Source organism: Streptomyces thermovulgaris, from assembly GCF_002155915.1.
Lineage (GTDB): Bacteria > Actinomycetota > Actinomycetes > Streptomycetales > Streptomycetaceae > Streptomyces > Streptomyces thermovulgaris.
Genome location: NZ_MUME01000150.1, coordinates 18,679 through 38,781, shown reverse-complemented (window position 1 = coordinate 38,781; position 20,103 = coordinate 18,679). Strand labels below are relative to the sequence as shown.

Genomic DNA, 20,103 nt, shown 5'->3' with positions numbered 1-20,103 from the left:
GGAGAGGAACCCCGGCCATGGTTCGCCGTTACGACTCCATCCGCATCGCCGCCGCACGTCCCGTCTCCCCGGATGCCTCGGTGATCGAGCGGTACCGCACGCTGCCTTTTCCCGAGGAATGGACCGAGGCTCTGCTGACCCTGTGCAACGCGGGCCGTGACAAGCCGCTGGAGACCGTGCCCACGTTCCGCATGGACCAGGTCGTGCAGGCACTAGCCCCCGACGTGCTGGTGCGGCCCCGCCCCAACCGCCACCGCGGGGAGGGCCCGGACTTCTGGCTGTACGCCCCCGAAGACGTGCCCGATCCGCTGCCCGAGGCGGCGCTCAGGGGACTCCTCGGTGCCTGGCTGAAGGACCTGCGGCCGGAGCCCGAGTACCGTTCGCTGCTGTCCGAGACCCGCTCGGCGCTGCTGGAGAACCCTCCCCGATGGCAGGAGGGAGTGCCGGTGGAACTCCTGCGTTACGAACGGCCCACCGACGGCGGCACGGCCGCTCCGGAACCGCGCCAGTTCCAGCTGTCCACCGACTGGCTGGCCCGGCGGATTCTCGCCCTGGAGCCGTACGAGTTCGCTGGCGGCCGGCTGCGTTTCCGGGCGATGCCGCGTGGCCCGATGGACCGGGGTGCCGAACTCGTCTCGCAGGCGCTGGAGTTCGAGGGAAGTCGAGGGTCGGAGTGGTACTCCGTCGTCCTGAACATCACGCTGCAGACGGTGCCCTTCGACCCGCTGCCCCGCTTCCACCTGCACAGCCACATCCGCCGGTACGCGACCCGCGTGAGTGCGGGGACAGGGCGGCTGTACCTGCCGTTCGGCCGCCGCACCACGGTGCTGCTGCGTCCGCGGGTGCCGTGGCTGCCCGGAGCACCGGCGAGCGACCGGTTCGCGGTGGCGCGGCTCGCCTGGAGCCGGGACGGCTACGACTGGGTCGAGGGCGGGCCGGCCGGAATGCTGCGGAGCATGTCCCTCACGGAGTCGTTCCCGGACGCCGACGCCATCCTCACCGACCCGGTCGGCTGGCTGACCGACGACATGCGCGCGGCTGTTCTGTACAGCACGGCCATGGGGCCGCACGCGGTCGGCCACGGCCTGATGGCGGACCAGCGTTCGAAGATCGTGGAGTGGGCCCTGCAGGCCCTTCCGGAGCAGCTGGAGCCGGTGCCCGCACTGGTCCGCACCCGCTTGTCGGGCAGCACGCCCGGCAACCCCCGCCAGGAGCCCTCCAAGGAGCCGGCGAAGACCGAGGAGGAGCGCAGACGCGCGAGCGCCCGGCGGCGCGGTGCGGCATTCGCGCTGCGCCACCTGTCCCAGGATCTCGCCCCGGGTGAACTTCCCACCTTGGAGGCGTGGTTGCTCTGGCAGACCCCGGTGATGCGGGACACCGCCATCGACGCGCTCGTCGCGCACCTGGATCTGAAGGGCGACGGCGGCGCACCGACGGCCGAGGAGGCCTACGACGGCACAGTGGTCCTGGAGTGGCAGTCCCCCGAGCTCACCGTGCGTCTGCGCTGCCGCAGGCTCTCCCGTTCCCTCGGCCAGGACCTGGCCCTGCCGGAGGGGGTCCGGCACTCGCGGGCCGCGGTCACCGCCGCGATCCGTGACCGCCGCAGGGAGATGACGGCCTTCCTCACCGAGGGGGGCGTCTCCTCGCCCGCACCCACGCTCGCCCTGGTGGAGATCGACCGGGCCAAGGACTTCTCCTCCCCCGACCACGACGCGAAGTTCGCGCTGCGGCTGGGCTGCGCGGACGCCGGCGTGCTGACCCAGTTCATGGCCGTGCCGAAGAAGGCCAAGGGCTACAACAGCGAGAAGAACAAGGAGTTCCGCGCGGCGAAGGCCTGGGACGACGGGCTGCGGCAGCTCGGTGTGCGGGTCCATCCCGAGCACAGCCTCGGCGAGCGTCTGCCCGAGGGCCTGCGGTACGCGGCGGTGTGGATGGTGCGCAGGAACCGGCTCAGCCGCACCCGTTGGGCGGGGCATGTGCCCGTTGCCGTGCTGGTCACCCCGGATCCGTCCGGTGAGGGGCTGGCCCGGGTGGAGGGCTGGGACGACGAGGCGCGCGCCTGGGTGCCGTACCCGGTGATGCTGTTGAGGCTGACCAGGCAGTGCGAGGTGCCGAAGGACCTCGTTCCCGCGCCGCACGACGGCGAGGCACCGGCGGTCCGGCCGTCCTGGTGGGCGGACATGGCTCAGCAGCGGCGGGAGACCGAGGAATGGCTCCAGCGGGTGCGCCGCACGCTGCGCGGCAGGCCGACGATGCTGCTGGCCCACGGGCAGAACATGCGTTCGCACTGGACGTGGCTCCAGGACGGCACCGTGGTGGCGGACAAGTTCCGCGACGGCCATGCCCCCGCGCGCCGCCTGGATCCGGACCTGCGGCTGGTGCGGGTGCGCACGGCGCGCAACCGGGAGACCGCCCAGTGGTGGGGCGTGAACCCCGACGGTCCCAACGGTCTGGCCGCCCACTTGTGGACGGATCCGACCGCGGACCCCGGCAAGGCCCGCGTCTTCTGGTCCACGACGCCCAAGGCCCGCACCTTCAAGCTGTCGGTCGCCGCCGACAAGCTGGCGCCCCGCATCAACGCCAAGGGCGAGGTGACGATCGACACGGACAAGGCCGCCTGGAATCCCGGGCTGGTGGAGGTCGCCGTGCTGGGGTGCCACCCCGGTGACGGGGACGTTCCGGAAGCACTCGCGCTCGCCGTGCACCAGCTCCGGCAGGCTCCCGACCTGCCGGACGCGCTGAGCCTGCCGCTGCCCCTGCACCTCGCGGGGCTCGCACAGGAATACGTACTGCCGACCCGGAGCGAGGACGACGGGGACGAGGGCAGGAGCATCGACTCCGCCTCCGATGCCGACCCGGACACGGGGGCGGCCCCGGGCGTCGAGACGGCTCCCGAGCCGGAGGAGACGGACTGGGAGCAGCTCACCCTGGAGATCCCGGCGCAGGCCGCGTCCGTGGAGAAGGTGTAGGAAACGGAGGTTGCGCTGAGGTCCGTCTACCGTGGTCCGTCCGCCTCCCTGGCCCACTGGCGGACGGGCCGCGCGTCCGGTGCCATGGGGAACCGGAACGACCGGCGCGGATCCGCCTCGCCCCAGGGCACCAGGGCCTCTTCCGGTTTTCCGGGCATGGGCAGATGTGCGGCGAGACGCTGGTACACCTCGTCCGCATGGTCATGGCGGCGCGCAGCCGGCTCGCCGCGCTGCCCGAGACGGCCTGGCGGTCGGCCCTGGGCGCCAAGGGCCCGGCCTACCGGACGGTCTGGCGGATCCTCGACGGAGCGCAGTGACTCACCGGGCGCAGGACGCCCGACCCAGCTCACTGGAGCCCCCGCATGCGCCGGGCCTCCCTTCGGCTGCCGGGCGTCGACGCACCTCTGATCAAGCAGGAACCGCGACCGCTCCTGAAGCCCTACGGCTCAGTGACGGGTGGTTAATTGTCCCGAGCGCCGGTGGCAGAGCGGCCTACGCTACGGCGAGGCATCACGACACCGCTGCCAGATGCGCGGCCCGCCACGACAGGAGTCAAGTCCCTTGTCCTTCCCGCCCCGTGACATGGTCACCGCCTTAGGCACGTACCTGCACTTCCAGTCCCTGGAACGGACCCTGCGTGACCGACACCCCGAACTGGCCGAACGGGTCCGTTTCGACGACTCACAGGGACCTGTGTTCCTGAAGGTCCTTCTGTCCGGGACCCAGTCGGTCGCCCTGGCCCGCGTACGCATGGGGCACGGCATCGTCTGGGCGGTGATGGATCCCGCCCTGGACAGCGAACCGTCCCTCTGGCCGCTGGACACTCCCAGCGATGTGCTCGTGGACGCCGTGCACGCCCACGCCTCGGCCCGGCTCACCGGGAAGCCGCTCTCGTCCCCCTGGCGCTGGAACGAGAGCGAGCCGTCCGAGATGACCGAGCTGGCCGACCTCCTGGACATGCGGGGTGTACGCGTGCGACGCGTGGTCGCCGGGAACAGGTGCTTCGCCTACGGGCCGCGCCATGCGCCGAAGTTCGGCGTCGCCGACACCCGCGAGGGAACGTTCCTGGAAGCCGAGTTTCCCGAAGCCTTCGTGCGTGTCTCGCTCAAGCCCGCCCTCGGATGGCTGGTGGACGTGCACACACCGCGATGGGGCGAGTGGGGCCGTGTCGCACTCGCACGGTGCCTTTGCCGCACATCGTTTCCCGCGCCGGGTGTACCGCGCGCGGACGTGTCCGTGGAGGAACTCGCCGACCTGCTGGGCAAAGGTCCGGAAGCATGGGACACGGAGCCGCCGTGGACACCGGCAAAGCCCGTCGCCCCAAAGCCCCGATCCGATATGCAGGGCAGCCTCCCCGTGCAGAATGATGTCCTCGGGCGGACGGAGGAATTCCCCGATCTCCTGGACGGGCCCGAGGAGAGCAGATCCGAACGCCGCCCGGGTCCGCTGTCCCCTCAGGAGATCAAGGAGGCGGTCCTCCACCAACTCACCACGCTCGGTTTCTCGGACCTCGTGGAAGGCGAGGCCGACGCCCCGATCGAGTCCGAGGTGTTCCACATCGAGTGGCGCAGCACCGGCAAGGATCTGTCGGCTCCTGAGATCCAGCGGCTGAACGGCATGGCCGCGGCGGCCGGCGGGAAGTTGCCCAAGCGTCTGCTCCTCATCACGGGCGGCGGCCTCACCCGCCCGGCGGCAAAGTTCGCCGACAAGGCCAAGGCGTATGTCTTCTGCCTGAACCGGATGACGGGCAGGCTGACCGCCCTCAACCCCCTTGCCCGAGAGGCGTCGCTGCCCGCCGAGGCACCCAGCGCTTGGGAGCTCGAACCCTGGTGACCGCACAGCCGGGACGGGGCGGGGCTCCACCGGAGCCTCCTGTTCGGCCCCAGCCGTGACTTCCCGAGCCCAGTCCCGTCACCATTCTTCGTGGTCCCCAAGGGGGCTCCTGCCCTTCGGGGCCGGCCTGACTGTTGCCCCTGTCAAACCGACGACCTGGGGTATCACCGGGCTCGAGGGCACCGGCTGACCACCGATGAGAGGCCTGCTCCCCATCGCCCGCCGCGGCAGGAAGATCGTCACCGCGGTTCTCGGCCGCACCCCCTTCCCCGCGGGGAAGGGCGGCGACGCAAGCACTCTCCCGGGGTCTCGGCGCAGACGAAGTCTTCGTCGACACCGCGGCCGCGGGGAGTGCGGCGCGCTGCGCATGCACGGCCAGGAGAACACGGCAGACGGACAGCCGCCCGCCCTCCCTTCACCCGAGAGGACGTGCACAAGGGAAAGTCCGTACTGGTCCGGGTGCGGCCCCGGATGGCTTCATCGCCCCGGGAAAAGAACCTCTGGCCGCGGAGGCGGAGAGCGGCAGACGAGTCGGGCTGTACGCCGGGTTCTGTTCCCCGGGTTCCTCGCGGAGCCCGGGGCGACGGCCATCCATCTGGGACCGACGTTGCCGCCGGCCTCGTGCAGTCCACCCGCGGACATCGGACGGGCAGCCCTCAAGCGTCCGCGCAGAGACACCGGAGTGTCTCCTCTTGACCTTGCTCCGGGTGGGGTTTACCTAGCTGCCCAGGTCACCCTGGGCACTGGTGGTCTCTTACACCACCGTTTCACCCTTACCGGGAGCCGAAGCCCCCGGCGGTCTGCTTTCTGTGGCACTGTCCCGCGGGTCACCCCGGGTGGCTGTTAGCCACCACCCTGCCCTGTGGAGCCCGGACGTTCCTCGGAAAGCCCCGGAAGGCTTCCCGCGGCCGTCCGCCCGGCTCGTCTGCCGTGTGGACCATGGTACCGGTCACACCGGCCGGTCCCGTCCGCGCTCCGGTCCGGTCAGAGGAAGTCCGACGTCTCCAGGCCGTGGGCGAAGGGCTCGGGGAGCGTGAGGGACTTGCCGAACGGGCGCGTGCAGAGCTCCGGGTAGTCGTCGTTCTCCGGCTCGCTGAACAGCGTCACGGATGAGGCTTCCCGGCCGACCAGCAGGTGGAGAGAGACACCGGCACGGGCGCAGCAGCGGCGTCCGGCCTCGCGGCCGCCCGTCAGGCCGTGGCGTCCGCGGCCCGCCCCCGCGGCGAACGGCCCTCGTTCCCCCGGTCGTGTGCGCTTGACCTTTACGCAGCGTCAACGTCTGTACTGGTCCCCATGCGGATAGGAGAACTCGCCGCGGCCGTCGGCGTCACCACGCGGGCCGTGCGGCACTACCACCACCTGGGGCTGCTGCCGGAGCCGGAGCGGCGGGCGAACGGCTACCGGGACTACACGCTGCGGCACGCGGTCGTGCTGGCCCGGATCAGGCGGCTGACCGAGCTGGGGCTGGGGCTGGCCGAGGTGCGGGACGTCCTCGCGGACGAGGCCGGGAAGGACCTCGTCGAAGTGCTGACGGAGCTGGACGAGGACCTGGCGCGGCAGGAGGCGGCGATCCGGGACCGGCGGGCACGGCTGCGGGCGCTGCTGGAGACCGAGGGCGGGCCGAGCGCCGAGGGCCCTCTCTCCCCGGAGCTGGCCGCGCTGTTCCGGGAGATGGCCCAGGTCACCGACTCCCCCATGGCGGCCAAGGACCGGGAGATGCTCGCGCTGATCGAGACCACGGCGTCGCCCAAGGAGCGGAAGCGGTTCACGGAGCTGCTCGGCGGCGCGCTGAGCGCGCCGGGTGCCAAGGAGCGGGCGCTCCGCGCGTACGCCCTGCTCGACGCGCTCGCCGACGCCAATGTGGACGATCCGCGGGTGGACGAGGCCGCCCATGCCCTCGCCGCGTGTCTGCCCGCCGGTCTGCTGCCCGAGGGAGTGGGCATCGACCAGGACAGCAGCTTCCTGCGGGCCTTCTACGCCGACTTCGCCCCGGCCCAGGCGGAGGCGATCCGCCGGACGCTGCGGATCGCCGCCGAAGGGGAGCAGTCGTGAGGGCGGTCGTGAAGGCGCTCGGCATCCCCCTGACTCTCGCCCGGCACGAGCTGAGGCTCCTGGTGAGTCTGGCGCTGTGGCTGGCGCGGCGGACCCATGGCGTCAGGGGCGGGACGGCCTTCGGGTACGCGCGGGCGCAGGGCCCGCTGCTGCTCGGGTTCGGGTTCGTCTGCGTGGTCGAGACGGTGATGATGTCCGTGCTGCTGCGCAGCCGGCCGGCCGTGCACGCGGTGGTGCTCTTCCTGGACGTGTACACCGTCGTCATCGTCGTCGCCCTGCACGCCGCCTGCGTCGTGCGCCCGCACGTCCTGGAGGACGGTGCCCTGCGGATCCGCCGGGCCGTCCACGTCGATCTGCGGATACCGCTGGAGCGGATCGCCTCCGTGCGCCGCGAGCTGCGCACGACCCATGAGCGGACCGACGGCGAGCTCGACGTCGCCGTGGGCGCGCAGACGACCGTCACGCTCGAACTGACCGAGCCGGTCACCCATGTCACCTTCTTCGGCCGCCGCCGGAAGGTGCGTGTCGTCCGCTGCAACGCCGACGACCCCGAGGCCCTGGTGCGGGCCCTGGCGGCGGCCGGGGAGCGCACCGCGCGGGCCTGAGGGCCGGGAGGCGCCGTACTCTTGCGGCGGAAACCGTCCCGAACACCGAAGGAGTACGTGTGCTCGTCCTGCTGCCGCCGTCCGAGGGCAAGGCCGCTTCCGGCCACGGTGCTCCCGTGCGGCTGGAGTCGCTGTCGCTGCCGGGGCTGACCGACGCCCGAAAGGCCGTGCTCGCCGAGCTGGTGGAGCTGTGCTCCGGGGACGAGGACAAGGCCCGTGAGGTGCTGGGACTGAGCGAGGGGCTGCGCGGCGAGGTCGCCAAGAACGCCGGTCTGCGCACGGCCGGGGCACGGCCCGCCGGCGAGATCTACACCGGGGTGCTCTACGACGCCCTGGACCTGGCCTCCCTCGATGCCGCCGCCCAGCGGCGTGCCGCGTCCTCGCTGCTGATCTTCTCGGGGCTGTGGGGCGCGGTGCGGGTGACCGACCGGATTCCGTCGTACCGGTGCTCGATGGGGGTGAAGCTGCCGGGCCTGGGGGCCCTGTCGGCCCACTGGCGTGCGCCGATGGCCTCCGTCCTGCCCGAGGCGGCCGGGGACGGGCCGGTGCTGGACCTGCGGTCCGCCGCCTACGCCGCCGCCTGGCGGCCCAAGGGAGAGGTCGCCGGGCGGACGGCGACCGTACGGGTGCTGCACGCGCCGACCCGGAAGGTCGTCAGTCACTTCAACAAGGCGACCAAGGGGCGGATCGTGCGCAGTCTGCTGGCCGACGGGGCCGCGCCGAAGGACCCGGCCGAGCTGGTGGAGGCGCTGCGGGACCTGGGGCATGCGGTGGAGGCCGAGCCGCCCGCGAAGGCGGGGAAGCCGTGGACGCTGGACGTCCTGGTGACGGACGTCCACTGACCACTGAGGAACCGGCGAACGCACGTTGCGGTGTGTGCAACGTGCGTTGCGTGCTGCACTCGCCCTGGGCACGATGACGCCATGCCCTCCCCTCTGCCGGCCGGCTCCGTGCTGGACCTCGCCCCCGTCGTGCCCGTCCTGGTCGTCGAGGACGCCGCCGACGCCGTGCCGCTGGCACGGGCCCTGGTGGCCGGGGGGCTGCCCGCGATCGAGGTGACGCTGCGGACACCGGCCGCGCTGGACGCGATCCGGGCCGTCGCCGAGGAGGTGCCGGAGGCGGTGGTGGGGGCCGGTACGGTCCTCACCCCGGCGCAGGCGGCGGACAGCACGGCGGCCGGGGCGCGGTTCTTGGTGAGCCCCGGCTGGACCGATGCGCTGCTGGAGGCCCTGCGGGCGTCGGGGGTGCCGTTCCTGCCCGGGGTGTCCACGGTCTGCGAGGTCATGGCGCTGCTGGAGCGCGGGGTGCGGGAGATGAAGTTCTTCCCGGCGCAGGCGGCCGGCGGCACCGCGTATCTGAGGGCGCTGCACGGCCCTCTTCCCCAGGCCCGTTTCTGCCCCACCGGCGGCATCGGGCCCGACAGCGCGCCCGGCTATCTGGCGCTGCCCAACGTCGGCTGCGTCGGCGGCAGCTGGATGGTTCCCGCGGACGCGGTGGCCGCCCGGGACTGGGCGCGCATCGAGCGGCTGGCCCGTGCGGCGGCGGCGCTCAGCGCAGGTGGGACGTGTCGTTGAACAGGCGGACGCTCGCGTTGCCGTCCGCGTAGTACGCCACCGCCGACAGCGACGCCGCCGCCAGTTCCATGCGGAACAGGGACTGCGGCGGGGCGCCGAGGGCCAGCTGGACGAGCGTCTTGATCGGGGTGACGTGGGTGACCAGCAGGACCGTGCGGCCCGCGTGGGCCGCGATCAGCTTGTCGCGGACGGCGGCGATCCGGCGGGCGGTCGCCGCGAAGCTCTCGCCGCCGCCGGTGGGTGCGGCCTCGGCGGAGGCCAGCCAGGCGTTGAGGTCGTCCGGGTAGCGCTCGCGCACCTCGCCGAAGGTGAGTCCCTCCCAGGCGCCGAAGTCGGTCTCGCGCAGTCCCTCCTCCACGGCCACGTCGAGGCCGAGGCGGGCGGCGACGATCTCGGCGGTCTCCCGGGCACGGGCGAGGGGGGAGGTCACGACGGCCTGGATCGTGCCGCGCCGGGCGAGCGCCGCGGCGACCCGCTCGGCCTGTTCCCGGCCGATCCCGGACAGCGACGGGTCGGTGCCGCCGCTGCCCGAGAAGCGCTTCTGCGGCGTCAGGGGCGTCTCCCCGTGCCGCAGCAGCACGAAGGTGGCGGGAGGGCCGAGGTCGGCGGGCCCCCAGCCGGGGGTGGCGACGGTCCGCGCGGCCCGGGCGTCGGCGTCGGCGCGGGTGCCGGCGTCGGCGCGGGCGCCGGTGCCGGCCCGGGCGGTCGCGTCCGGCGCCGCGTCCCGTGCCGGTGCGGTCCGTGCCGGTGCGTCCGGTGGCGTCGCGGAGGCCGGGGCCGACCACTGCTCCCCCCGCGCTCCCGCGTCCATCGCCTCGTTGGCCAGACGGTCGGCGTGCCTGTTCCGCTCACGCGGGACCCATTCGTAGGTCACCCGTCCGGGCGGGAACACCTCGGCCGCCTGGGCCGCCAGCGGTTTGAGATCCGGGTGCTTGATCCTCCAGCGGCCCGACATCTGCTCGATCACCAGCTTGGAGTCCATGCGGACCCGGACCCTCGCCGAGGGGTCCAGTGCGTGCGCGGCGCGCAGACCGGCCAGGAGGCCGCGGTACTCGGCGACGTTGTTGGTGGCGGTCCCCAGGTACTCCGCGGTCTCGGCCAGGGGCTCCCCCGTCGCCGCGTCGAGCACCACCGCGCCGTAGCCCGCGGGGCCCGGGTTGCCCCGTGAGCCGCCGTCCGCCTCGACGACGAGCTCCCGGACGGACTCCCGGACGGTCTCCTGCACGTCCACCGCCCCCTACAGGCCGGACTCGGCGGTGCGCACCAGGATGCGGCGGCAGTTCTCGCAGCGCACGACCGCGTCGGGGGCCGCCGCGCGGATGTCGTTCAGCTCGGTGATGGCGAGCTCCTGACGGCAGCCCTGGCAGGTGCGCTGGTGCAGCTTGGCCGCACCGATGCCGCCGTACTGCTCGCGCAGCTTGTCGTAGAACTTCAGCAGGTCCGCGGGGACGGCGGCGGCGATGGCCTCGCGCTCCCTGGTCACGGAGGCCACCTCCGTGTCGATCTCCTCCAGGGCCCGGTCCCGGCGCGCGGTGGCGTCGTCGACCTTGGCCTGGACGGAGGCGACGCGCTCGGTCAGCTCCTTGACGCGTTCCTGTGCGGCCTCACGGCGCTCCATGACCTCCAGGACGATGTCCTCGAGGTCGCCCTGCCGCTTGGCGAGCGAGGCGATCTCGCGCTGGAGGTTGGAGAGGTCCTTGGGCGAGGTGACCGCTCCGGAGTCCAGGCGCTGCTGGTCGCGCGCGGCGCGCTTGCGCACCTGGTCCACGTCCTGCTCGGCCTTGGCCTGCTCGCGGGCGCAGTCGCTCTCCTCCGTCTGCGCGGCCACGAGCAGGGCGCGCAGCTGCGCGAGGTCCTTGGACAGCGACTCGATCTCGGCGTGCTCCGGCAGGGACTTCCGCTTGTGCGCGAGCTGCTGCAGGCGGACGTCGAGTGCCTGGACGTCGAGGAGTCGGATCTGGTCGGCGGGCGCGGCGTTCAGTTGGGGGCTCCTGTCAGTCGGTGGCAGAGGGGGCGCCCGGGGCGCTCCCCGGAAGGGTGACGGCGGGCGACGGGCAAACGGACGCCGCATGGGCGGTCCAGGGGTCGGTGACCGTCCGGGAGACATGGACGCGAAGGCCCCATCCGTGCCGGTCGGAGATCTCGTCGAGCTGGGCGGCGGCCAGCTCGCACCAGGGCCACTCGGTGGCCCAGTGCGCCGCGTCGAGCAGCGCGACCGGACCGCGGGAGCGGTCCGCCGTGAACTCCGACGCCGGGTGGTGACGCAGGTCCGCGGTGAGGAAGGCGTCGACCCCGGCGGCCCGGACGGCCTCGAAGAGGCTGTCGCCGGAACCGCCGCTGACGGCGACCGTGCGGACCTGTGCCTCGGGGTCGCCGGCCACCCGGATGCCCTGCGCGGTGGCGGGCAGCCGCTCGGCGGCGCGGGCGGCCAGCTCGCGCACGGTCAGCGGGTGGTCCAGCTCGCAGACCCGGCCCAGGCCCCGGCGGCCGGCGGGGTCGGTGGGGTCCGGCACCAGGGGGCGTACGACCCTCAGGTCCAGGGCCCCGGCCAGCGCGTCGGAGACCCCGGGGTCGGCGGTGTCGGCGTTGGTGTGGGCCACGTGCAGGGCGATGTCGTTCTTGATGAGGGTGTGCACCACACGGCCCTTGAAGGTGGAGGCCGCCACGGTCGTCGTACCGCGCAGATACAGCGGATGGTGCGTGACCAGCAGGTCGGCGCCCAGCTTCACCGCCTCGTCGGCGATCTCCTGCACCGGGTCGACCGCGAACAGCACCCGGCCGACCTCCTGATCGGGGTCGCCCACGACGGTGCCGACCGCGTCCCAGGACTCGGCCCGTTCGGCGGGCCACAGGTTCTCCAGCTCGGCGATGACTTCAGACAGAAGGGGCACGAGTGCAAGGCTACCTGGGTGTTCGCCGTGGCTGAACCGCTGCCGCCGCCCCCCGCGCGAGGCCGCGCCCGCCGGGCGCCGCGGAGCCGGTTTCCGGACGGGCACGACCGGCCCCGGTTTCTCAGGCGAATCGTTCCTGGGCCACCCGTATGTGTGAAGCCGCCGCCCGCCGGTCCGCCGTCCGCGCGCCCGAAAACTACCGTCCTCGCAGGAGGTGACCGAAAGATGACGGCCTGTGTTGTCGAGCCTTCGGCGGCCGGCGAGGACGACGGTGTCCCGCAGGCGGGCTGCACGATCACGGCGGACGGCGCCTACGCCGCCCGGCTCGCCCGCAGCGGTGACTCCTGGTACGCCGAGCGGTGGACGCTGGACGGCCCCGAGCCGTACGCGGTCCCGCTGCCCGGCAGCCGGTCCGAGGAGCCCGGCACGGAGGTGCAGCCGATGGGTGACGGCCGGGTCCTCATCCGGCGGCTGGTGGCCGGCCGGCACGCCTTCTCGCTGCTGTACCCGACCGGCCCCGGCACCGGCGAACTGCCGCTCGGCGCCCTCGAGTGCGCGAAGGGCGCCCGGCTGCGGCTGCTGCCCCCGGCACCGGGGGGCAGGCGGGCGTACGCGCTGGCCGCGGGTCCGCGCTCCACGGCGGTGTGGCTGGTGGCGGGCGGCGCCCACGGGCCCGAGCAGCTGGCCGAGGTGCCGGGCCGCTGTTCGGGCGGGGTCTGGCTGGACCGCACCGGACGGCTGCTCGCCCTGGACCGGCAGGCCGGCGGGCGCACCAAGGCGGTCGTGGTGGACCTCGAGCGCGGCGGCGAGGTGTCCCCGCTGCTGCAGATCGCGGCCGACAGCAACGACCGGCTGCTGCTCGCCGATCCCGACAGCGGGCTGCTGCTGATCCGCTCGGACGCGCCCTCACCCGGCCAAGAGCGGCTGGGCTGGGGGGTTCTCGGCAGCACGCTGCCGGTGCGCTTCCCGGAGTGTCTGATGCTGCCCGACTGCACGGTGACGCCGTTCGCGATCCAGCCGGGGCAGGCGCTCACCCCGGAGCAGTGCGCGGTGGCGCTGCGCTGCGACGGCGCGTACGGCAGCTGGGTCGGCGTGTGGCGGCCCGCGGAGGGCTGGGTGTGCCATCTTCCGGCGCCCGAGGGGTGGTTGACCGGGGCGGGGCTGTGGACGGGCGACGGTGTGCTCCAACTGCCGTGCGCCACCAGGGCGGTGCCGTGCGGGCTGGCACGGTGGACGGCTCCGGCTCCGGCCGACGCCCCGCGCCCGGCCCCGCCCGGGGCGTGGGACCGGGGCCGGGGATTCGGGCCGTGCCCCGAGCCCGTGCCCTCTCCCGGACCGCGGGACGAACCGCGCGCCGCGCATCCTCCGCAGTCCTACGCCTACACCTATCCCTACCTCGACGCCGCGCCCTCCCCCGCTCCCGCCCCTGTTCCCGAACAGGGGGCGGCGGCAACGGAAGCGGGGCTTCCGGCCCACTTCCCTCCCCGTCCCGTCCCTCTGCAACAGGCGCCTCTGGGGCAGCTTGTAACGAAATAGTCCCGGTGGGCATGCCGCCTGGATGCGGTCCGCGGTGCGCTGGTTACACTCGCCCGGCCGTACAAAAGATCATGGTTGACGGGGTGAATTTCTTCCGATGAGCGACGCCAGCACGACCCAGCCGCTCGAGACCGCGGACCAGGCGGACCAGCCGGCCCCGGGCCGCGGCAGGCACCGCGGCCCGGCCTCCCCCCACGACCGCGAGGGCGTGCCCAGCGGCCGTCACCGCAAGCCGGCCGAGGGAACCGAGGCAGCCGCCTGACGGCACCACCACAGCGGCGAGCGGCCCCGTCCTGGAAAGGGCGGGGCCGTCACGCGTTCCCGTCCGGCTGCCGGACAAGGACGCCGGCCGGCACCGCCGGCCCCCTCCCTCCGTCCAGGCCCTTTCCTGTGCCGCCCGGCCGTCCGGCCGTCTCCCGCCGGAACAGCCCCGCCCACAAGAACGCCTTCCCGAAGTACGCCGACTCCTCCGGCTCCTCGCGCATCCGCCGCAGCTCCACCTCCGTCAGATCCGCGAAGATCCGCCGCAGCGACTCGGGCGTGTAGGCGAGCCCGCCGTGCAGACGGCCGTCGCGGTACAGCTCGGCGTCGGACAGCTCGCATCCCATGCTCCCGGCCGCGAAACAGGTCAGCACCAGATGACCGCCGGGTGCCAGGACCCTGTCCAGCAGGGCCAGGTAGCTGATGCGGCGGTGCGGCGGCAGATGGTGGAAGCACCCGGAGTCGTGGACGAGGTCGTAGGGGCCGGTGAGCTGCGCGCCGGCGTCCCCGAAGGCGTCCCCGTGCACGAACCGCACGTCCACCCCCGCCTCGTGGGCCCGTTCCCGTGCCCAGGCGACGGCCCTGGCCGACAGATCGACCGCGTCCACCTCGAAGCCCCGCGCGGCGAGATACAGGGCGTTGCGCCCCGGCCCGCACCCCAGGTCCAGGGCCCGGCGTCCGGTGACGGTGCCCCGCTCCACCCACTCGGCGAGGTTCTCGTCCGGCTTGACCGCGAAGAAGGGCACCGGCCGCGACCGGTCGGCGTAGAACCCGTCCCACCAGCCGGCCGCGCCGCCCGTCCAGCGGTCGGCGTCCGGTGCGAACAGCCCGTCCAGCAGCCGGAGCACGTCGTCCACGGTGCGGATGTCCCGGTCCATGCCCGCTCCCCTCCCCCGTCCTCTCCCCCCGGGCCCGTTCGGGGTCCGCTCCCGGTACCGCGACCGTAGCTTCGAACTGCCTTGAATCCCAGGTCAGTCGGGATGGGGGCGCGCTTGCGGGACGTGCTGTCCGGGCGTGTGCGGGGCTGCCGCGGACGCCGGAAGGGGATCGCACCGGGGCCGGGCGGGAATTCCCTCCGGCCCCGCGCCGAGGGCCTCCTGGACGGCACAGCGCGCGACGCCCGGGGGACTTTTTTGCCGGCGCCCGGGGAGGCGGCCGCCCGGGAGGTTCTGCGGCTAGGACGCCTTGTGTGCGGAGCGCGGCAGCCACACCAGCATCAGCAGCGCCCCGAAGAGCAGCACGCCCGTACCGGTGAGGAAGACCGCCGCGTATCCCTCCGTCAGGCCCACCGGTGTGTTCCGGTCCCCCGTGCGGGCCGCCGCGACGGTCGACATGACCGCAAGCCCCAGGGAACCGCCCATGGTGCGGGAGGTGTTGATGAGCCCGGACACCAGCCCGGCGTCCTCGGGCGCCGCCCCGGAGGTGGCCAGCGCGGCGAGCGGGGTGCCCGCCACTCCCGCGCCCAGCATCATCAGGATCCCGGGGAACATGATGTCCGTGAGATAGGTGCCGTCCGCCCGCATCGTCGACTGCCAGGCGAACCCGGCGACCGCCACCAGCGTGCCCAGCACGGCGACATTGCGCTCCCCCGCCGCCCGCATCAGGCGTGGCGCCACCTTGGAGCCGACGACCACCGCCAGCGAGCTGGGGACCAGGGCGAGTCCGGCGGCCAGCGGCGAGTAGCCGAGGACGTTCTGCGCGTACAGGGTCATGAAGAACCACATGCAGAACATCGCCGCACCGGAGAGGAACATCGCCACGTTCGCGGACGCCACCGAGCGCACCCGCAGCAGCGCGAGCGGCATCAGCGGGGCGGCCGTGCGCGCCTCGACGGCGAGGAAGAGCCCGATGAGCACGAGCCCGGCGAGCAGGGGCACCAGCGTGGCCGTGGCCGTCCAGCCCTCCGCCTCGGTCTGCGAGATCCCGTACGCCAGGATCGCCAGCCCCGCCGTCACCAGCACCGCTCCGGGCAGATCCAGCCGGCGCCCGTCCCCGGCCCGGCTCTCCACCAGCCACCGCACGGCCCCGGCGAGCACCACCACACCGATGGGCACGTTGATCAGCAGCACCCACCGCCACGACAGCCCCTGCACCAGGAGTCCGCCGACCAGGCCGCCCGCCGCTCCGCCGCCCGCGCCGACCGCCGACCAGGTGGCTATGGCCCGGGCCCGGGCCGCTCCCTCGGGCACGGCGGCGGTCAGCAGCGTCAGCGTGGAGGGCGCCAGCACGGCCGCGCCCAGCCCCTGCACGGCGCGTGCGAGCAGCAGCTGCCAGCCCTCCTGGGCCATGCCGCCGCCCAGCGAGGCCAGGGTGAACAGACCGAGCCCCAGCAGGAACATCCGCTTGCGCCCGTACAGGTCCCCGGCCCGGCCGCCGAGCAGCATGAAACCGGCGAACGCGATGGCGTAGGCGTTCACCACCCATTGCAGTCCCGGGGCGCTCAGCCCGAGGTCGGTCCGCATCGACGGCAGGGCCACGTTCACGACGGACACGTCCAGCACGACGAGGAACTGTCCGGCGCAGGCGAGGGCCACCACGAGCCAGGTGGGCGGCGTCGTGGTACGGCGTCGGACGGTCGGGGCGGTGTCAGCGGCTTCGAGCATGAGTGCCATGCTCTCAAGCGGTCCGTGCCCCTTGCATCGGATATTTGCCGGGGGCCGGTCGGTCCGCGGACCCAGGTCCCGGGACCGACCGGCGTCGTCCGGCGGCCGTACGCCCGCCGGGCGCCGTCCGCCTGCCGGGTGCCGTCCGCCTGCCGGGTGCCGTCCGCGGCCGCACGGGGTCCGGCCGGCGTCCGGGCGCGTCCGCCCGGGACCCGTGTCACCGCACCCCCGTCCGCCCGGCCGGCAGGGCGTGCGGCAGCATGGCCGCCGGAACGGACGCACCGACCGGAAGGACCCTGCCTCATGCCCGCGGCGCCCCCATCCGACTTCCCGGCCGCACCCGAGCGGGGAGGACCCCCGCCGGAGATCCTCGCCGCGTTCGAGGCCGCGAAGGGGTTCATGCCCGTCGACGAAGGGCTCGCGCTGTACGCGGCGGCCGTGGAGGCCGGGCGGCTCGGGCTGCCGCTGCTGGAGATCGGCACGTACTGCGGGCGCTCCACCCTCCTGCTCGCCGACGCGGCCCGGCGGGCCGGGGTCACCGCGCTCACCGTGGACCACCACCGCGGCAGCGAGGAGCAGCAGCCCGGCTGGCAGTACCACGACCCGGAGACGGTCGACCCCGAGGTCGGCCTGATGGACACGCTGCCCGCCTTCCGGCGCACCCTGCACCGGGCCGGTCTGGAGGAGCACGTGGTGGCGCTCGTCGGCCGCTCGCCGCAGATCGCCGCCCTGTGGAACTCCCCGCTCGGCCTGGTCTTCATCGACGGCGGCCACACCGACGAGCACGCCGGCGCCGACTACGCGGGCTGGGCGCCGCATGTGGCCGTGGGCGGTCTGCTGGTCATCCACGACGTGTTCCCGGACCCCGTGGACGAGTTCACCGGGCAGGCCCCGTACCGCGTCTATCTGCGGGCCCTGGAGTCGGGGGAGTTCACCGAGGTCTCGGTGACCGGCTCCTTGCGCGTCCTGCGGCGAACGGAAGCGGGCGGCTCCGCGCACCGTTAAAGTCGCAGTCGTGTCGTACCCAGACCCCGCATACGGTCCCCCGCAGCCCGAGCGTCCGCGCCGCCTCCGGCGCGGGCTGCTGACCGTCGCGCTCGCCGCGCTGGTGCCCGGAGCGCTGCTGGGATGGGTGGCGTACGAGGCCGCGGGGTCCTCGGGCGGGGACCCGGAGCGGGCCGCCGCACCGCCGTCGGCCGGCGGGCCCGCGCAGCCGAAGGAGTCGCCGCCGCCCTCCTCCGGCTCCCCCGACCGGGACGGCGGAAGGCCGAGCACACCGGCGAGTTCGACGCCCTCCTCCTCCGCGCCCGCCGTCTCCGGGCCGCTCAAGGGGAAGGTCGTCGTCATCGATCCGGGGCACAACCCCGGCAACTTCCGGCACACCGCAGAGATCAACCGCAAGGTGGACGTCGGCACCCACGTCAAGGAGTGCGACACCACCGGCACGGCCACCAACGACGGTTACACCGAGGCCCGGTTCACGCTGGATCTGGCCCATCGGCTGCGTGCGCTGCTCGAGGCGCAGGGCGCCACGGTGAAGCTGACCCACGACAACGGCTCGCCGCCCTGGGGCCCGTGCGTGGACGAGCGCGCCCGGATCGGCAACGCCGCCCGCGCGGACGCCGCCGTCTCCCTCCACGCCGACGGGTCGGCACCGGGCAACCGCGGCTTCCATGTGATCCTCCCGGGCGCCGTGCACGCCGGTGCCGCCGACACCCGTCCGATCGTCGCCGCCTCCCGCGAACTCGGCGAGCGCATCGCGGGCAACCTCGTCCGTGCCACGGGCCAGGGACCGTCGAACTACATCGGCAACGGCACCGGTCTTGTCACGCGCAAGGACCTGGGCGGTCTCAATCTGTCAACGGTTCCGAAGGTGTTCGTCGAGTGCGGCAACATGCGCGATAGCAAGGACGCGGCGCTGCTGACCAGCGGTGATTGGCGTCAGAAGGCGGCGGAGGGGATCTCTGAGGGAATCGTGGGGTTTCTGCGCGGGTCCTGATCGGAACGTCTGTCCCTGCGGACAGCCCGGGCATACGGACGATAATGTCGTCCGTACGATGAGGGCACCCCCCGCGCTTCGCACCTTGGCCTGACGGCGAGATGGTGACAGCGACGCCTCTACCGACGACGAGACGACCTGTGAAGGATCTGAAGTGAACATCCGCTCCCTCACTAGGGGCGATGGCGTGGTGATCGGAGCAGCGGTGTTGCTCTTCATCGCGTCGTTCCTCCGTCTGTACGACACGAACTTCGTGGAGACCAACGCCTGGGACGGGTTGGGTACGGGCCTCGGCCTCTACATGGGCGGGGTCATCGGCGCCGCGCTGATCGTCGTCAACCGGTGTCTGCCGCAGCCCCGCAAGGTGGCAGGTCTGGACCTGGGCACCGTGGGAACGGCGTTCTCGGTCCTCGTGGCGTGGATCCTGTTCTGGAACCTGGTGGACATCCCCGGCTCGGTCGACGCGGGTGCGGGTCTGATCCTCGGCTTCATCGCGGCCCTGCTCATGGCCGCCGCGGCCGTCGCCACTCCGCTGGTTCCCGCCCTTCAGGGGACGCTGATTCCCGCTCCCAAGCCGATCGCTCCGCAGCCCTACGGCGCGCAGCCCCCGGGCGGTTACGGCTACCCGGGCGCCCAGCCGCAGCCGTACGGCGGGCAGCCGCAGCCGTTCGGCGGTACCCAGCCGCAGCAGGACCAGCAGAACCCGTCGACGGGAACCTTCTCGCCGTTCTGGTTCGCCGTGCCGGCGCCGCGTCCGCTGTTCGCGGAGGACGGCTCCCCCACGCCGATCGCCGAACTGTCGCCGGGCGTGTGGTACTTGGCCGTGGAGCAGCGCGGCCAGGGCCTGCTGACCGAGATGCAGGACGGCCGCCGCGGCGTGCTGCAGGACACCTCCAACATCCAGCGCGGCTGACCGGCCCGCCCCGACAAGCCGAACGGCCCCTCGCTCCTTCGGGCGGGGGGCCGTCGCCGTGGCCGGCGGATCCGGACGAGCCGGCGGTCCGTCAGGCCGGAGAGCCGCTTCAGGACTTGGCGCCCCGGTACAGCTCGCTGGTCGAGGGCACCTTGTCCTTGACCTCGGCGCCCGCGCTCTTCCCGGCCTTCTTGACCTCGTTGATGGTGTCGTTGATGTCCTTGACCGCCGAGTCGTCGCCCTTGCGGAGCTTGGACGGCAGCTGCTTCAGGTCGTCGATGCCCTTGGTGACCGGGGCGACGGCCTTGGACAGCGCGGGGTCGCCCTTGGCGTTGCGCACGGCCGCCTTGAGACGGTTGTACGCGAACGCGCCCGCCAGGCCGGCCTTGACGAGCGTCACCCTGCGGTGCTTGGCGCCCTTCTTGAACCTGCCTTCCTTGTACGGCTTCCAGATCCACTGGTAGACGGCCCCGGCCGCGAGGGCCGCGTTCGCCACGAAGCGGGTCTTGGCGAACTTCTGCCTCTCCTGCGGCGTCGTGGGAGTGGGTTCGGGGGCCGCCATGGTGACGGTCGGTTCCGGTCGTGCGGCGTTCTGGTCCGCGGCCCACGCGGAGGAGGTACCGACGAGCAGAGCGCAGCAGAGGGTGAGCGCCACGACGAGGCGTCGTATCGGAACGCGCACGGTTCCTCCAGAGACAACAGTGCTGTGCGTACTCCGTCGGTCCGGGTGATCCCGGGCGCTTCCGCCGAAACAGGGCACCGAGGGCGCCGGCCCGTCACTCTCCGCACGCGGCTCTCCGCGCGGCATGACGGCGTCGTCCGCCTCCCGGGTGCCGCCGCGTGGCCTCTCCGGCGCGTCCGGTGCAC

The 20,103-nt window shown here is 73.2% G+C and carries 18 protein-coding genes and 1 other RNA gene; 11 read left to right on the top strand and 8 right to left on the bottom strand.

The window, feature by feature from the left end; translation table 11 throughout:
* Positions 1-17 precede the first annotated feature (17 nt).
* Complete coding sequence (locus CCN35_RS14040) at positions 18-2,969, top strand: pPIWI_RE module domain-containing protein (protein ID WP_086792892.1); 2,952 nt, start codon at positions 18-20, stop codon at positions 2,967-2,969.
* 561 nt (positions 2,970-3,530) lie between these two features.
* Positions 3,531-4,802 (top strand): hypothetical protein, encoded by a 1,272-nt coding sequence (locus CCN35_RS14035; RefSeq protein ID WP_067392082.1) that lies wholly within the window; start codon positions 3,531-3,533, stop codon positions 4,800-4,802.
* A 523-nt stretch (positions 4,803-5,325) separates the two neighbouring features.
* Here the strand turns inward: CCN35_RS14035 and rnpB are convergent.
* An RNA gene (gene rnpB / locus CCN35_RS14030) (RNase P RNA component class A) lies at positions 5,326-5,726 on the bottom strand.
* A 60-nt stretch (positions 5,727-5,786) separates the two neighbouring features.
* On the bottom strand, positions 5,787-5,909 hold the full coding sequence (locus tag CCN35_RS30235) for a hypothetical protein (protein ID WP_385881184.1): 123 nt from the start codon (positions 5,907-5,909) through the stop codon (positions 5,787-5,789).
* Positions 5,910-6,095: 186 nt separating this feature from the next.
* Here CCN35_RS30235 and CCN35_RS14020 point away from each other — a divergent pair, with 186 nt between their 5' ends.
* The 4 genes from CCN35_RS14020 to eda all read left to right on the top strand — a co-directional run bounded on the left by CCN35_RS14020 (position 6,096) and on the right by eda (position 9,033).
* Positions 6,096-6,854: a MerR family transcriptional regulator gene (locus CCN35_RS14020; RefSeq protein ID WP_086792890.1), complete on the top strand. Its 759-nt coding sequence runs from the start codon at positions 6,096-6,098 to the stop codon at positions 6,852-6,854.
* Positions 6,851-7,459: a hypothetical protein gene (locus CCN35_RS14015; RefSeq protein WP_245863154.1), complete on the top strand. Its 609-nt coding sequence runs from the start codon at positions 6,851-6,853 to the stop codon at positions 7,457-7,459. The genes CCN35_RS14020 and CCN35_RS14015 overlap by 4 nt, the downstream gene beginning before the upstream one ends.
* 59 nt (positions 7,460-7,518) lie before the next feature.
* On the top strand, positions 7,519-8,301 hold the full coding sequence (gene yaaA / locus CCN35_RS14010; RefSeq protein ID WP_086792888.1) for a peroxide stress protein YaaA: 783 nt from the start codon (positions 7,519-7,521) through the stop codon (positions 8,299-8,301).
* 81 nt (positions 8,302-8,382) lie between these two features.
* Positions 8,383-9,033 (top strand): bifunctional 4-hydroxy-2-oxoglutarate aldolase/2-dehydro-3-deoxy-phosphogluconate aldolase, encoded by a 651-nt coding sequence (eda, locus tag CCN35_RS14005; protein ID WP_067392095.1) that lies wholly within the window; start codon positions 8,383-8,385, stop codon positions 9,031-9,033.
* Here eda and CCN35_RS14000 read toward each other — a convergent pair.
* From CCN35_RS14000 to CCN35_RS13990, 3 genes are read right to left on the bottom strand one after another with little or no spacing between them, the layout of a single operon-like run.
* Positions 9,008-10,258, bottom strand: a complete 1,251-nt coding sequence (locus tag CCN35_RS14000) for a bifunctional RNase H/acid phosphatase (RefSeq protein WP_086792904.1) — start codon at positions 10,256-10,258, stop codon at positions 9,008-9,010. The two genes, eda and CCN35_RS14000, sit on opposite strands and share 26 nt — an antisense overlap.
* A 12-nt stretch (positions 10,259-10,270) precedes the next feature.
* On the bottom strand, positions 10,271-11,014 hold the full coding sequence (locus CCN35_RS13995) for a zinc ribbon domain-containing protein (RefSeq protein ID WP_067392147.1): 744 nt from the start codon (positions 11,012-11,014) through the stop codon (positions 10,271-10,273).
* A 13-nt stretch (positions 11,015-11,027) separates the two neighbouring features.
* Complete coding sequence (locus tag CCN35_RS13990) at positions 11,028-11,924, bottom strand: Nif3-like dinuclear metal center hexameric protein (RefSeq protein WP_067392096.1); 897 nt, start codon at positions 11,922-11,924, stop codon at positions 11,028-11,030.
* 225 nt (positions 11,925-12,149) lie between these two features.
* Between CCN35_RS13990 and CCN35_RS13985 the strand changes: the two genes are divergently transcribed.
* Together CCN35_RS13985 and CCN35_RS28700 are read left to right on the top strand one after the other, a co-directional pair.
* Positions 12,150-13,460 carry a hypothetical protein gene (locus CCN35_RS13985; protein ID WP_086792886.1) on the top strand — a complete coding sequence of 437 codons (1,311 nt, stop codon included), beginning with the start codon at positions 12,150-12,152 and terminating at the stop codon, positions 13,458-13,460.
* 97 nt (positions 13,461-13,557) lie between these two features.
* Entirely contained in the window at positions 13,558-13,722 is a 165-nt protein-coding gene (locus CCN35_RS28700; protein ID WP_086792884.1) for a hypothetical protein, read from the top strand.
* A gap of 49 nt (positions 13,723-13,771) precedes the next feature.
* On the opposite strand, the gene CCN35_RS13975 is transcribed toward CCN35_RS28700, so the two are convergent.
* Positions 13,772-14,599: a class I SAM-dependent methyltransferase gene (locus tag CCN35_RS13975; protein ID WP_086792882.1), complete on the bottom strand. Its 828-nt coding sequence runs from the start codon at positions 14,597-14,599 to the stop codon at positions 13,772-13,774.
* A gap of 297 nt (positions 14,600-14,896) precedes the next feature.
* Positions 14,897-16,333: an MFS transporter gene (locus tag CCN35_RS13970; RefSeq protein WP_067392106.1), complete on the bottom strand. Its 1,437-nt coding sequence runs from the start codon at positions 16,331-16,333 to the stop codon at positions 14,897-14,899.
* 294 nt (positions 16,334-16,627) lie between these two features.
* Here CCN35_RS13970 and CCN35_RS13965 point away from each other — a divergent pair, with 294 nt between their 5' ends.
* The 3 genes from CCN35_RS13965 to CCN35_RS13955 all read left to right on the top strand — a co-directional run bounded on the left by CCN35_RS13965 (position 16,628) and on the right by CCN35_RS13955 (position 19,236).
* Positions 16,628-17,329: a class I SAM-dependent methyltransferase gene (locus tag CCN35_RS13965; RefSeq protein ID WP_067392104.1), complete on the top strand. Its 702-nt coding sequence runs from the start codon at positions 16,628-16,630 to the stop codon at positions 17,327-17,329.
* Positions 17,330-17,339: 10 nt separating this feature from the next.
* The gene (locus tag CCN35_RS13960; RefSeq protein ID WP_086792880.1) at positions 17,340-18,323 is read left to right on the top strand and encodes an N-acetylmuramoyl-L-alanine amidase; all 984 of its coding nucleotides are present in this window, start codon (positions 17,340-17,342) and stop codon (positions 18,321-18,323) included.
* A 187-nt stretch (positions 18,324-18,510) separates the two neighbouring features.
* Positions 18,511-19,236 carry a DUF5336 domain-containing protein gene (locus tag CCN35_RS13955; protein WP_086792878.1) on the top strand — a complete coding sequence of 242 codons (726 nt, stop codon included), beginning with the start codon at positions 18,511-18,513 and terminating at the stop codon, positions 19,234-19,236.
* A 109-nt stretch (positions 19,237-19,345) separates the two neighbouring features.
* On the opposite strand, the gene CCN35_RS13950 is transcribed toward CCN35_RS13955, so the two are convergent.
* Positions 19,346-19,918, bottom strand: coding sequence for a hypothetical protein (locus CCN35_RS13950; protein WP_067397460.1), 573 nt, complete (start codon positions 19,916-19,918; stop codon positions 19,346-19,348).
* Between the last annotated feature and the right edge of the window lie 185 nt (positions 19,919-20,103).